The organism is Actinomycetospora sp. (genome assembly GCF_055612215.1).
In genome coordinates, this window is record NZ_JBVPVA010000919.1 from 1 (window position 1) to 13,716 (window position 13,716).

The 13,716-nt window shown below is 76.0% G+C and carries 12 protein-coding genes; 5 read left to right on the forward strand and 7 right to left on the reverse strand.

What is annotated here, in order from left to right:
* Positions 1-241, forward strand: a 241-nt coding sequence (locus AC0CYZ_RS25060) for a hypothetical protein (protein ID WP_472220391.1), incomplete at its 5' end; no start/stop codon positions are given.
* A 267-nt stretch (positions 242-508) separates the two neighbouring features.
* On the opposite strand, the gene AC0CYZ_RS25065 is transcribed toward AC0CYZ_RS25060, so the two are convergent.
* From AC0CYZ_RS25065 to AC0CYZ_RS25080, 4 genes are all read right to left on the reverse strand, one after another.
* A complete protein-coding gene (locus AC0CYZ_RS25065; RefSeq protein WP_472220393.1) occupies positions 509-1,273 on the reverse strand; it encodes a ferric reductase-like transmembrane domain-containing protein in 765 nt (254 codons plus the stop codon).
* A 1-nt stretch (position 1,274) separates the two neighbouring features.
* Entirely contained in the window at positions 1,275-1,484 is a 210-nt protein-coding gene (locus AC0CYZ_RS25070; protein WP_472220395.1) for a hypothetical protein, read from the reverse strand.
* A 73-nt stretch (positions 1,485-1,557) separates the two neighbouring features.
* Complete coding sequence (locus AC0CYZ_RS25075; RefSeq protein ID WP_472220397.1) at positions 1,558-2,598, reverse strand: aldo/keto reductase; 1,041 nt, start codon at positions 2,596-2,598, stop codon at positions 1,558-1,560.
* Between the two features lie 38 nt (positions 2,599-2,636).
* Positions 2,637-7,583 (reverse strand): SpoIIE family protein phosphatase, encoded by a 4,947-nt coding sequence (locus AC0CYZ_RS25080; protein WP_472220399.1) that lies wholly within the window; start codon positions 7,581-7,583, stop codon positions 2,637-2,639.
* Between the two features lie 109 nt (positions 7,584-7,692).
* Here AC0CYZ_RS25080 and treZ point away from each other — a divergent pair, with 109 nt between their 5' ends.
* From treZ to AC0CYZ_RS25100, 4 genes are all read left to right on the forward strand, one after another.
* Positions 7,693-9,471, forward strand: a complete 1,779-nt coding sequence (gene treZ / locus AC0CYZ_RS25085) for a malto-oligosyltrehalose trehalohydrolase (RefSeq protein ID WP_472220401.1) — start codon at positions 7,693-7,695, stop codon at positions 9,469-9,471.
* A gap of 34 nt (positions 9,472-9,505) precedes the next feature.
* Positions 9,506-10,294: an SGNH/GDSL hydrolase family protein gene (locus tag AC0CYZ_RS25090; RefSeq protein ID WP_472220403.1), complete on the forward strand. Its 789-nt coding sequence runs from the start codon at positions 9,506-9,508 to the stop codon at positions 10,292-10,294.
* A 51-nt stretch (positions 10,295-10,345) separates the two neighbouring features.
* The gene (locus AC0CYZ_RS25095; RefSeq protein ID WP_472220406.1) at positions 10,346-11,464 is read left to right on the forward strand and encodes an acyltransferase; all 1,119 of its coding nucleotides are present in this window, start codon (positions 10,346-10,348) and stop codon (positions 11,462-11,464) included.
* Positions 11,465-11,592: 128 nt separating this feature from the next.
* Complete coding sequence (locus AC0CYZ_RS25100) at positions 11,593-11,865, forward strand: chaplin family protein (RefSeq protein WP_472220408.1); 273 nt, start codon at positions 11,593-11,595, stop codon at positions 11,863-11,865.
* 133 nt (positions 11,866-11,998) lie between these two features.
* On the opposite strand, the gene AC0CYZ_RS25105 is transcribed toward AC0CYZ_RS25100, so the two are convergent.
* The 3 genes from AC0CYZ_RS25105 to AC0CYZ_RS25115 all read right to left on the reverse strand — a co-directional run.
* The gene (locus AC0CYZ_RS25105; protein ID WP_472220410.1) at positions 11,999-12,211 is read right to left on the reverse strand and encodes a hypothetical protein; all 213 of its coding nucleotides are present in this window, start codon (positions 12,209-12,211) and stop codon (positions 11,999-12,001) included.
* Between the two features lie 10 nt (positions 12,212-12,221).
* Complete coding sequence (locus AC0CYZ_RS25110) at positions 12,222-13,394, reverse strand: MalY/PatB family protein (protein ID WP_472220412.1); 1,173 nt, start codon at positions 13,392-13,394, stop codon at positions 12,222-12,224.
* A 102-nt stretch (positions 13,395-13,496) separates the two neighbouring features.
* Positions 13,497-13,716: pyruvate kinase alpha/beta domain-containing protein (locus AC0CYZ_RS25115; protein ID WP_472220414.1), on the reverse strand; the 220-nt coding region annotated here is incomplete at its 5' end.

Sequence of the window (13,716 nt, forward strand, 5' to 3'; positions counted from 1 at the left end):
GAAGCTGGTGGCGGTGGCGACGCGGCTGCCCGCGGGCCTGGAGGCCGACGGCGACTGGCGCGACACGGTGCTCCCGCTCCCCGGCGGGGCCGAGGACTGGACCGGCGCTGCTGGTCCGCCCGGCCTGAGCCGCCCGCTCGGCCGCCGCCCGGCCATGATCACGAGCACACTGGGCCTGTTCCGACCCCTGCTCGCCTGCCAGGTGTGCCTCTCGAGGACGCGGCGCCGGCCTGATCGGTGAACCTGCGCGTCGCGCGCACACTCTCCGCGCAGACGCCTTCGGTCACGGCAGAACCGACGCGTGCCGCACACGCCTCGTGTGCGCCGCGCGCAGGTCCACCCGACACCGAACGCGGCCTCGGCCAGACTGTGTGCGCCGCACGCAGGTCCAGGTCCACACCACATCGAACGCGTCGCCCCTCGGACTGTGTGCGCCGCGCGCAGGTCCACCCGACGCCGAACGCGGCCTCGGTCGGACTGTGTGCGCCGCGCGCAGGACCACCGACCCTCAGCGTCGATCGGAGCGCGGCGCGAGCGGGACCACCCGGGCGCGGCGGGCCGGGGCGGCCGTGGCCGGGAGGACCTCGGTCTCCGCGTCCACCCCCACACCGTCACGCACCGGCGGCAGGAGCTCGGTCGGTGCCTCGACCTCGTCGGCGGGGGCGACGACCGGCAGTTCCCCCGTCACGGCCCGGATCGCCTCCTCGGACACGCGGCCCCGGTCGGCGAGCGGGATCCCCACGCGGCGTCGGTCCCGTCGGCGGTACACCAGCGCGGCGACGATCGCGACCATCGAGAGCAGCGGGACCGCCAGCGTCCACCACGTGGTGCCGCGGAACGAGGCGTTGAGCACCGCGTGCACCACCGACACCGGCCAGCACAGGTAGGACGTCCAGTGCACCCAGAACCACAGCCGCCGCGACAGCCGTGACCGCAGCACCGAGGTGACGACGATCGCGATCACGAGGTCGGTCGCGACGGTGCCGAAGGCCGCGGCGACCGGGTTGAACAGCGCGATCCCGGGGACGAACACGTCGACGACCCGCAGGTGGACGTAGTCGGTGACGATCACCGTGACCACGTGCAGCGCGATGAACACGACGCTGATCAACGACAGGTTGCGGTGCAACGCGACCAGCACGAACCGCGGGAGTCCCAGCTCGGCGTTCCGGACCACCGAGGTGTTGTGCAGGATCCCCAGGACGATGACGAGGCTCAGCAGGAGCAGCGCCATCGCCCCGAGGGCGCGGGAGACGAACCAGAGTCCGAGCACGTCAGCGGGAGTACTGGTACTCGATCGGGGTGACGCGCGGGACGTCGGGTGCGGTGGCCGACGCGGCGATCCCCGCCTCGAGCCCGACGGTCAGCGCCGCGGCGACCGCGGTGATCCAGGCGGTGGTCTCGACGATCAGCCGCTTGTTCGTCTCGTGCTGCGCCCGCTTCTGCCGGGCCCGCGTCGAGGGGGCCCGCGTCCCGTCCGCCACCACGCCACCTCCCCGTCGTCCCGGTCCGGACCAGGATGACGGATGAAGGTGGTGTGACGTGGCGAGGGGCCGCCTACCCGAGCAGCGTCCGGTCCGCCGGGGAGAGCCGGTCCGAGGCGGTCTTGCGCTGGTGCCAGTAGGGGTAGAGCAGCGGCGGCGCGGAGACCTCGTCGAGCCGCGCGACCTCGTCGGCGGTGAGCTCGAGCTCGGCAGCCGCGAGGTTGTCGGTCAACTGGTCGGCGTTGCGGGCCCCGACCACCAGCGACGTCACGCCGGGCTTGGCCAGCAGCCAGGCCAGGGACACCTGGGCCGCCGACACGCCGTGCGCCTCGCCGATCTCCACGGCGACCTCGACGATGTCGTAGAGCTTCTCCCGGTCGCGCACCGGCGGCTCGTCCCACTCGGTGAGGTGCCGCGAGGTCTCCGGGGCGTCCTGCCCGCGGCGGAACTTGCCGGAGAGCAGGCCCCCGGCCAGCGGCGACCACACGAGGATCCCGAGGCCCTGGTCGATCGTCGCCGGGACGAGCTCGTACTCGGCCTCGCGGGCCTGCAGCGTGTAGTGGATCTGCTGGGAGACGAAGCGCTGGGTCTCGGTCAGCGCGCTCACCCCGAGCGCCTTCATCAGGTGCCACGCCGAGTAGTTCGAGCAGCCGATGTAGCGGATCTTGCCCTTGCGCACGAGGGTGTCGAGCGCCTCGAGGGTCTCCTCGAGCGGGGTGACGCCGTCCCAGGCGTGCACCTGGTAGAGGTCGATGTGGTCGACGCCCAGCCGGCGCAGCGAGTCCTCGCAGCCGCGCACGATGTGCTCGCGCGACAGGCCCGCGTCGTTGGGGCCGTCGCCCATGGGCATCCGGACCTTGGTGGCCAGCAGCACGTCGTCGCGGCGGCCCTTCACGGCCTCGCCGACGATCTGCTCCGAGGTGCCCTGGGAGTACACGTCGGCGGTGTCGATCAGGTTGACCCCGCGCTCGAGGCAGACGTCGATGAGCCGACGCGCCTCGTCGACGTCGGTGTTCCCGACGTTCGCGAAGCCCCCCTCGCCGCCGAAGGTCATCGTCCCCATGGTCATCGTCGAGACCTTCAGTCCCGACCGGCCGAGCTGGCGGTACTCCATGGCGCCCGGATGCCCGCTGCGCGGGCGCCCTGAACGGCTCAGGACCGCCCGGCGACCGGGCTCGGCGTCGTGAACCCGCTCAGGGCGAGCACCCGCGCCGCGGGTCCGGACTCGGGCAGCACCAGGTCCGCCCCGCGCTCGACGGCGTCGAGCAGGAGGCCCACCCCCGCGCTCGCCAGGTGGCCGACGCCGGTCAGGTCGAGGGTCCAGGGCCCGCCGGGCGCGGCCCGCTGGAGCGCCCGCCGCGCGGCCTCGGTCCCCGCGAGGTCGAGGTCGCCCGACAGGTGCACGACGGCGCCGTCCGGGCCGGTGTCGGTGCGGACGTCGACCGGGCGCTCGCGGGACTCCGCGGACCGGCCCGTGCCCGCGGCGGCGGCCTCCGGACGACCGGGCGCGACCGTGAAGGTCACCGCGGTGCCGCCCGGGCCGCCGTCGACGACGACGTCGGTGGCCAGCGCCCGGATGAGCACCAGGCCCCGTCCACGGTGGCCGGGGTCGGCCGGGGCGTCGCGCCAGGCGCCGTGGTCGCGCACCCACACGTCGACCCCGCCGTCCGCGCGGGCCCGCAGCCGCACCGCGACCTCGGACCCCTCCGGCGGCATCGCCCCGTAGGCGTGCTCCACGGCGTTGGTGGCGGCCTCGCCGAGGGCGAGCTGCAGGTCGTCGAGGACGTCCGCGCCCAGTCCCGCCTCCTCCGCCCACGCCGCGACGGCCCGGCGCAGCGGGCCGAGCCGCTCCGGGTCGGCGGCCAGCCGGACCTCGAGCGGAGCCGGTCCGAGCCGCACGACGACGACCGCGACGTCGTCGATCGCGCCGGCGGGGGCGAGCCCGCCGAGCAGCGCCGACGCCATCCCCTCCGGAGCCCGGTCCTCGCACGCCGCAGCCACCTCGACGAGCCGGTCGAGGCCCTCGTCGAGGGACTCGCCGCGCCGCTCGACCAGGCCGTCGGTGTAGAGGACGAGCGACGTCCCGGTGGCGATCGTCGTGGTGCCCTCGGTGCGGGGCCGCGGACGGGTGTGCGCGAGCCCCAGCAGCTGGCCGTGCCCGGCCGGATCGGTGAGCAGGCGGGGCCGGCTGCCGTCGGCGGGCGCGAGCAGCACCGGCAGGTGGCCCGCCCGGGCCCAGCACACGTCGCCGGTGACGGTGTCCACCAGCACGCAGACCGCGGTCGACGCCCGCGCTCCGGGGACCCGCGCGACGAGCCCGTCGAGCAGGTCGAGCGCGGGGCCCGGCCCGTGCCCGGCGAGCAGGTAACCCGAGAGCGCCGTCCGCAGCTGGCCCATGACGGCGGCCGCGGCGGTGCCCTGCCCGACGACGTCGCCGACGACGACCGCGACGTGGGTGTCGTCCACCTCGACCACGTCGTACCAGTCGCCGCCCGCCGAGGTCCCGACGGCGCCGGGCTGGTAGCGCACCGCGATCGGCAGGCGGGGGACCTCCGGGAGCCCCTGGGGCAGCAGCGAGCGCTGCAGGGTCTGCGCGATCTCGTGCTCCGCGCGGTAGAGCCGGGCCCGGTCCAGCGCGACCCCGCAGGGCTCGGCCAGCGCCTGCAGGGTCGTGCGCTCGCCGTCGTCGAGCCGTCCGCGGCCGGCGAACCCGACCGCGAGCACGCCCACGACGCGGCCGGCGGCGATCAGTGGCAACGAGACCGCCTTCGTCATGCCCCGGTCCCGCAGCATCCTGACGAGCGTCGGGTCCTGGGCGTCGGGCGCCTCCCCGGGCTCGGGCTCGTGGACCCAGACGGCGCGCTCGTCGCGCACCGCGCGGGTGACGATGGTGTCGACGCCGACCGAGAGGACGTCGCCGGTTGACCGCGGGTCGCGCCCTCCGGGCCGCCGGGTGAGCACCGTGAGCCGGCGGGCGGGCTCGTCGTACTCGAACACCCCGCACTGCAGGTCGGGCCCCAGCAGCTGCTCGACGTGGGTCGCGGCGATCTGGGCCACCTCGAGCGGGGTGACCGCCGCGGAGAACGCCGCCGTCGCGCGGTGCACGAGGACGAGGCGCTCCGCGGCGATGCGCTCCTCGGTGCGCAGCAGGGCGTTCTCCAGGGCGGGCAGGACCCGGGCGACGACCTCGTCGGCGAGGGTGCGGTCGTCGGCCGACCAGGGTTCCGACGAGGGGTCGCGCTCGAGCTCGAGGACCGCGAGCGGCCGGCCCCGGACGACCAGGGGGCGCCGCATCCGGTGGGAGCCGTCCTCGGGGCGGTCGCCCGGGCGGGCGTCGACGGTGCCCACCCGGTCACCGAGCCGGGCGTCGTGCAGCACCCGCACGAGCGCCGCGAGCCGCTCCGGGACGGTCTCGGCGCCCTCCATCGCCTCGCCGATCCCGGCGAGCATCGTCGCCCGGTCGGCGTCGCGGAGGCGGTCGTGCACGTCGACGCAGCTGCCGATCCAGCCGGTCGCGGGCTCGGCGCCCTCGGCGGCGGTCCCGGCGACGGCGGGCACCGGGACGGCCTGCTCGACGACGCGGTGGTAGGTGCCGTCGGCGTGGCGCAGCCGGTAGTCGACCTCCCAGCCGCGGACCGCCGCGCGCCCGTGCTCGGCGGTCTCGCGGTAGGCCGCGCGGTCGTCGGGGTGCACGCCGTCGAACCACCCGTGGCCCAGCTCGGCGCTCGGGTCGAGCCCGGTGAACCGCGACCACCCCGCGTTGAGGAAGAGCCGGGCGCCGTCGGGGCCGGCCACCCAGATCATCACCGGCGCCAGGTCGGCGACCGCGCTGAACCGGGCCTCCGCCTCCCGCCGGGCGCGCCCGAGCTGCAGGTGGGCCGCGACGCGGGCCTGCAGCTCGGCGGCCGAGAACGGCTTCGCCAGGTAGTCGTCGGCCTGGGCGGCGAGGCCCTCGACGGCGTCCTCCTCCCCCGCACGCGCGGAGAGCAGCAGGACCGGGATGCGCGCGGTGCGGGGGTCGGCCCGCAGCGCGGCGAGGAGCTCGAGGCCGCTGCGCCGCGGCATCATGACGTCGGCGACGACCATGTCCGGCGGGTCGGACAGGGCGGAGACCAGCGCCTCCTCGCCGTCGGCCACCGCGGTCACGGTGCACCGCGGCGCGAGCAGCCGGCCGACGTAGGCGCGCATGTCGGCGTTGTCGTCGGCGACGAGCACCCGGCCGACCGCCTCGCCGTCGAGCGGTCCGTCGAAGGTGCCGGCCGACGGCGGGCCCTCGGTCTCCCCGGGGATCCAGCGCGACGCCTCGTCCATGAGCGCCCGGGCCCGGCCCCCGACCTCGACGTGCGCCGCGGCCACCTCGGTGCCGCGCGGCGCGGCGGGGATGGTGACGGTGAACGTGGTCCCGACGTCGGGCTCGCTGGTCACGGCGACCTCGCCGCCGTGGTGGGTCGCGATCTCGTGGACCAGGGCCAGCCCGATGCCGCTGCCCTCGGCCGAGCGGGCCCAGGCGCCCTCGACGCGGTGGAACCGGTCGAAGAGCCGGGGCTGCTCGTCCGCCGGGATGCCGATGCCGGTGTCGGAGACCGTGAGCACGGCCCGCGTCCCGTTCCGGCGCAGGCCGACCTCGACGTGGCCGCTGCGGGTGTACTTCAGCGCGTTGGTCGCGAGGTTGAGCACGACGCGTTCCCAGCCGTCGCGGTCCACCGCCGCCGGCACGCCCTCGGCCGGGACGTCGACGGTGTACTCCAGGCCCGCGCGTTCCATCGACGTGGCCACCATGCCGGCGACCTCGGCCGTGACCTGCGCGAGGTCGATCACCTCGCGGTGCCGGTCCACCTCGCCCGCCTGCAGCCGGGAGACCTCCAGCAGGTCGTCGACGACCCGGCGGAGCCGGCGGGTGTTGCGGGCGACGACCTCGAGCTCGGCGCGCCACCGGACCGGGTCGACGACGTCCTCGGCGAGCAGGTCGTCGACCGGCCCGGCCACGAGCGTCAGCGGGGTGCGCAGTTCGTGGCTGGCGTCGGCGAAGAAGCGCCGCCGCGCCCGGTCGAGGTCGGCGAGGGCCTCCGCGCGGTGCCGGTCGGCCTCGGCCGCCCGCGCGTCGAGCACCCCCGAGGTGACCTGGCCGGCGACGAGCTCGACGAAGTCGCGGTAGCGCTCGTCGTAGGCCAGGTGGGGCGACAGCCCGACGACCAGCACCCCGATCGACCCGCCCTCCTCGTCGGAGGTGGTGGCCGGGGTGAGCGGGAGGACGGCGACGCGGTCGCAGTCGGCCGGCGCGGCGGGCACCGCGTCCGGGGCGAGGGGCAGGACCCGACCGGGGTCGGGGATCCCGGCCGCGGGCCAGCCGTCCGCGGGGATCCCGAGCTCCACCGTCGACGGCGCGGCCGGCCCGTCGGGATCCACCCCGACCGCGGCGGCGAGGCGCGCGGTCCGCGGTCCGGCGGCCTCGTCACGCAGGTAGACCAGGCCGAACGGGAGGTCGCGGCGGCTGCTGCCGAGCACGTCGCGGGCCGCAGCGGTCACCTCGTCGACCGAGCGGGCCGAGGTCATGGCGCTCGCGAGGTCGCGCAGGAAGGCCATGCGCCGCTCGGCGAGCACCCGCTCCGTCGTCTCCGCCACCACGCACAGCAGCCCCTGGACCCGGCCGTCCTCGCCGGCGAGCGGGCTGTAGGAGAACGTGTGGTAGGTCTCCTCGGGCCAGCCGTTGCGCTCGAGGAAGAGAAGCAGGTCCTCGTCCCAGGTCGCCTCGCCGTCCTCGAGCACCGACCGGATCTGCGGGGTGAGGGTCTCGCGGATCTCGGCCCAGACCTCGTCGAAGGGCCGGCCCAGCGCCCACGGGTGCTTCGCGCGCAGCGTCGCGTGCCGGTAGGCGTCGTTGTAGAACATCGTCAGCTCGGGGCCCCACGCCATCCACATGGCGAACCGCGAGGTGAGCAGGATGCGCACCACCTCGCGCAGGGCCGCGGGCCACCGGGCGGGCGGGCCGAGCGGGGTCGCGGCCCAGTCGACGGCCGCCATGTCACGGGCGACACCGGCCGGGCCCGCGAACAGCGGGTCCGTGCTCCCCGGGGGCGACGCGTCACCCGTCTGCGACATCGGTTTCCGTTCGGCTCGTTCCTGCGCGGACGCGCGGAGAACGGTACCCGGCGGTCCTCCGGGGCCGCGCGGTCGCAACCGCGGGCCACCCCCGGGATGATCCGACCCCATGACGACGGCGGCGCCGGGTGGCGTGGGCAGGGACGGGCGCTTCGCGGTGTGGGCGCCCGAGGCGACGAGCGTGGCGGTGGTCGTCGACGGGACGGCGCACCCGATGGCCCGCGACGAGTCGCCGGTCCCGGCCGACCGCGGCTGGTGGTACGCCCACGTCGAGGGCACCGGGCACGGCTCCGCCTACGCGTACTCCCTCGACGGCGCCGACCCGTTGCCCGACCCGCGCTCCCGCTGGCAGCCCGACGGGGTCCACGCCGCGTCGCGGGTGTGGGACCCGGCGTCGTCGCCGCTCACCGGGCAGGTCTGGACCGGCCGGGCGCTGCCGGGAGCGGTGGTCTACGAGATGCACGTCGGCACGTTCACGCCCGGGGGCACGTTCGACTCCGCCGTCGAGCGCCTGGACCACCTCGTCGAGCTGGGCATCACCCACGTCGAGGTGCTGCCGGTCAACGCCTTCGACGGCTCGCGGGGCTGGGGCTACGACGGGGTGCTGTGGTTCGCGGTCACCGAGAACTACGGCGGCCCCGACGGCTTCCGCCGGTTCGTCGCGGGCTGCCACGAGCGCGGGCTCGCCGTCGTGCTCGACGCCGTCTACAACCACCTCGGGCCGTCCGGGGCCTACCTGGACCGCTTCGGGCCGTACTTCCTCGGCGAGAACGTCTGGGGGCCCTCGCTCAACCTCGACGGACCGGGCTCGGACACGGTCCGCGCGTACATCCTCGAGAACGTCGCCATGTGGTTCACCGACTTCGGGGTGGACGCGCTGCGCCTCGACGCCGTGCACGCGCTGCGCGACTCCCGCGCGACCCACCTGCTCGAGGAGATGGCGACGACCGCGGACCGCCTCGCCTCGACGCTGGGCCGCCCGTGCGTGCTCATCGCCGAGTCCGACCTCAACGACCCGCGCCTCGTCGGGCGCCGCGAGGCCGGCGGCTACGGCCTGGACGCCCAGTGGTGCGACGACATCCACCACGCGCTGCACTCGACGCTCACCGGCGAGACCCAGGGCTACTACGTCGACTTCGGCGAGCTGGAGACCCTCGCGCGCGTGCTGCGCGAGGCCTACGTCCACTCCGGGGGGTGGTCGACGTTCCGCGGCCGCGGCCACGGCCGCCCCGTCGACCTGGCGCGCACCCCGGGGTACCGCTTCCTCGCGTACCTGCAGGACCACGACCAGGTCGGCAACCGCGCCGCCGGCGACCGGCTCTCGGCGTCGCTGTCGCCGGGCCTGCTCGCGTGCGGGGCGGCGCTGGTGTTCTGCTCGCCGTTCACACCGATGGTGTTCATGGGCGAGGAGTGGGGCGCCTCGACGCCCTGGGCGTTCTTCGTCGGGTTCGACGACCCGGCGCTCGCGGAGGCGGTGCGCACCGGCCGCCGCGAGGAGTTCGCCGAGCACGGCTGGGGCGCCGCCGACGTGCCCGACCCCACCGACGTGGCGACCTTCGAGCGCTCGAAGCTCGACTGGTCCGAGCCCGCCGAGGGCCCCCACGCCTGGCTGCTCGAGGTGTACCGCTCGCTCATCGCGCTGCGGCGCACCGAGCCCGAGCTCGCCGACCCGCGCCTGGACCGGGTGCACTGCGACGCGGACGCCGGAGCCCGGACGCTCGTGCTGCACCGGGGTAGCCTCCGCCTCGTGGTGAACCTGGCGGCCGAGGAGCGCACCGTCGCCGTCGACGGGGCCCACGAGTGCCTCGCCGCGCCCGTCGGGGCCGGGGTGTCCGAGGGCGCGGTGACGCTGGCCCCCGAGTCGTTCGCGCTGGTCCGGGTCGGGTGACCGGCCCGCCCGCCCCGGCGCGAGGGGAGCCCTCGTGTCGGTAGAGCGGCGCGATCCTCCCCTCGCCCGGGCCGCCCGGCGGGCCCGCGTCGTCGTCCCGGTCGCCCTCGGCATCGCGGCGGTGCTCGCGCTCGCCGTCGCGGTCGCCGTCGGCCGGGACACCGCCGCACCGGTGACCCCTCCCCCGGCCGTGGTCACCGCCGCGGTCGGGGCCGGACCGGCCGGACACCCGGTCGTCGTGCTGGGCGCGTCGATCTCCGCCGGGACCGGCAGCACCCCGGAGCAGGCGTGGCCCGCGGTCGTCGGGCGCTGCCTGGGACGGCGGGTGGTGGTGGGCGCGGTGCCGGGCGCGGGCTACGTCGCGACCGGGCGCGGGGCCCGCGGGCCCGTCGTCCGGCTGCTCGGCGAGGCCGACCTGCCGCGCCTGGACCCGTCGCTGGTGGTGCTGCAGGCCGGCCACAACGACGTCGGCACCCCGGACCCGCAGCTGCGCGCCGCCGTCACCACCGCCGTCGAGACGGCGCACCGGGAGGCGCCCCGGGCGCCGCTCGCGCTGATCACGGTGGTCGCGCACGCCGGCGTCCCCACCGAAGCGGCCCGGTCGACCGACGTCACGATCGTCGACGCGGCCCGCCGCGCCGACCCTCGCGTCGTCGTCCTCGACCCGCTCACCGAGGGGTGGACGTTCCCAAGGGTCGCGGACGGCCTGCACCCCACCGCCGCCGGCCAGCGGGTGCTCGCCGGGCACGTGCTCGACGACCTGGCCCGGGCCGGCGTCACGGGTCCAGGGACCTGCCCGGGCGGAGCGCCCGCACCGGCCTGACCCAGCCCCCGCCCAGGTTCCTCCCAGGCTCGGGGAGCACCCTCGGGTCCCGTGGTGACCGCTCCGGCCCCGGCGCCGGCCTCGGACCGTCGCCACCTCCACGAGGTCGACCTCTTCCGGCTGCTGACCTTCGCGTGCGTCATCGGGGTGCACGTGCTCTCGGCGGCGACACCGGTCGACGACGTCGCCTCGAACGGCGGCCAGCTGCTGCTGCACGTCACGCGCGAGGCCTTCTTCACGCTGACCGGGTTCGTGCTGACGTTCCAGGCGCTGCGCCGCCCCCAGCCGGTGTCGTCGTTCTGGCGGAAGCGGATCCCGCTGGTGCTCACGCCCTACCTCGCGTGGACGGTCGTGTACTCGCTGCTGGCGGTGGCGACGCGCCCGCCGGGGAGCCCGGCGCCGACGGTGGCCCAGGAGCTCGTGGTCGTGGGCCGCAACGCCGTCGAGGGCACCGCCTGGTACCACCTGTACTTCCTGCTCGTGACGCTGCAGCTCTACCTGGTCTTCCCGGCGCTGGTGGCGGGCCTGCGGCGGCTCCCGGGCTCGGGCCACGTCGTCGTGCTCGTCGGGGCGCTGGTGGTGCAGGTGGTGGTGAGCGACCTGCTGACGGTGCCGCCGCCGGACGCGTTCGGGGCGTTCCTCGTCGCGCACGGGTACGCGCTGCTCCCGGCGTACGTGCTCTACCCCGTGGTGGGCGCGCTCGCGGCGCTGCACCTCGACCAGGTGCAGGCGGCCGTGCTGCGGTGGCGGTGGGCGATCGCGGGCCTCGTCGTCGGGGCCGTGGTGGTCACGGAGGCACTGTTCGTCGTCGCGGTGCGCGGAGGCATGCCCCCCGCGGTGGCGGCCGGGGTGTTCCGGCCGGCGACGATCGCGTGGTTCCTCGTGGCCGTGACCGGGCTCTACACGCTGAGCCTGGTGACGACGGCGGGCTGGCGCCCCGGCGGCCGGGCGCGGCGGGTGCTGGCGTACGCGTCGGACCGCTCCTTCGGCATCTTCCTCGCCCACCCGCTGGTGCTCGCCGGCCTGCTGTGGCTCGTCGCGGGCCGGGTGTCGACGGCGGGCCTCGCCGCGCTCTACCTCGGGACCGTCGTGGGCTCGGTCCTGGTGGCCGACGTGCTCCGGCGGCTCCCGGTGAGCGCGGCGCTCACCGGGAGACCGTGGCGTCGCTAGTCGTCCTCACGCACGGTCGGTCCACCGCGGCGATCTCCGTCCGCATCCTCCGAACGGACCAGTCGTTGTCCGGACGACCGGGGGCCGCGACGGCTGTGGCCCCGCGCATCGACGTCTGGAGAGAGAACATGAGCGTGCGTCGCACCGTGGCCGGGGTCATGGCCGGCTCCGCCCTGCTGGGGATCCCGCTGCTCGCGGCCGGGACCGCCTCGGCCACCGAGTCGGGCCACGGCCACGCCGCGGCCCCGTCCTGCACGACGACCGGCACCGCGAGCAACAGCCCCGGCGTCAGCAGCGGCAACGTCAGCCAGGTCCCCGTGCTCAACTGCAGCACGGTGTTCGGCTCCCCCGCCGTCGCGGTCACCGGCCCGTTCGTGACGGGCCCCGCGAGCCCCGCGTAGCTCCGGGCGGTCTGCCGCGCCCGGCCCCACGGTCCCGACGACGGCGGGGTGGGGCTCGAGCGTCAGCCCCCTCCCCGAGCGACCGCGTCACGACGACGCGGTCGGCCTGTCGACGGACCGTCCGTGGCGCCGGTCAGTCCGGCGGCCCGTCGATCAGCTCGTCGAGGGTGACGAACAGCGGCTCGCCCCGCTCGGCCGCCCGCGCGCTGGCCCGGCGGGCGGCCGCGGCGATCCGGGCGAGTTCGTCGGCCGCGACGACCCGGGTCTGGAGGACCTCGCCGTCGTCGTCGGTCAGCGTCACGGCCACCAGGCCGGCCTCGGGCTCCTCGGAGAACGACAGCCCCATGCGCCCGACCTTAGCGACGCGCTCCGGCGAGTGCCGCCGACATCCGCTCCAGCGCGTCGGCCAGCACAGGGCGCGCCATGGCGAGGTTCAGCCGCATCCCGCCCGGCCCGGCGCAGGCCGCCCCGTCGGTCATCACCACCCCGGCCTCGCGGGCGAAGAATGCCGACGGCGGCTCGTCGAGCCCGAGCGTCGAGCCGTCGAGCCACGCCAGGTAGGTGCCCTCGGGGACGGTGACCTCGAGCCCCGGCAGCGGCGTCTCCCGCAGTAGCGCGCGGTTCCCGTCGAGGTAGGCGAGCACGTCGTCGAGCCACTCCCGGCCGTGGGCGTACGCGGCCGTGGTGGCGAGCACGCCCGGCGTCGCGGTGCCGTGCTCGGCGAGGTACCCGACCTGCGACCAGCGCTGCGCGTCCGCGGCGTTCGCGAGGATCAGCTGGCCGCACTTGAGCCCCGGCAGGTTCCAGGCCTTCGACGCCGAGGTCGCCGTCACGGTGTGCGCCGCCGCGGCGTCCGAGGTCGCGGCGTAGGGACGGTGCACCCGGGCGTCGAACGTCAGCGGCGCGTGGATCTCGTCGGCGAAGACCCGCGCGTCGTGGCGCTCGACGACCTCGGTCACCCCGGCGAGCTCCTCGTCCGTGAGCACCCGGCCGGTCGGGTTGTGCGGGTTCACGAGCACGAGGAGCTTCGCGCCGGACGTCGCGAAGGCCCGGTCCAGCGCGTCGAGGTCGACCGACCAGCGCCCGGCCCCGTGCGCCATCGGCACCCGCACCAGCTCCCGCCCGAGCATCCCCGGCACCGTCAGGAACGGCATGTAGGCCGGGGTCGGCAGCACGATCGGGCTGCCCGCCGGGGTGAAGTGCTCGACGACGGCCGTGAGCGCGGTGAGGACGTCGGGCAACGGCCGGATGCGGTCGGGGTCGAGCGACCAGCCGAAGCGGTCGGCCCAGAACGACGCGCACGCCGCCGCCATGTCCGCCACCCACGCGTCGGACAGGTAGCCGAACCGGTTCGCGTCGGCGCAGCTGCGGACGGCGTCGACGACGGCGGGTGCCGCCGGGAAGTCCATCTCGGCGACGAACGCGCCGATCAGCCCGCGGCCGTGGGCGTCGGCGCCGGGCGTGGACCACTTCCAGCTGCCGCCGGCCCGCATCGCGTCGGCGGTCAGCGCGTCGAACGGGTGCGCCATGCCCCCATGATCACCCACCGGGCGAGGGAGCGAGCCGAGCGAGCGGGACTTTCGGGCACGTAGAAGCAGCGAGAGTGCCGTTCGCTCCCGCGGAGGGTGGCCTCAGCGGGTGTCCTCGCCCAGCTTGTGCACGCGGATGAGGTTCGTCTTGCCCACCACGCCCGGCGGCGACCCGGCCACGACCACGACGAGCTCGCCGGGGGCGAACCGGCCGATCTCCAGGATCGACTCGTCGACGCGGCGGATCATCGCGTCGGTGGTCTCCTCCCACGGCACGAGGAACGTCTCCACGCCCCACGACAGCGCCAGCTGCGACCGGATC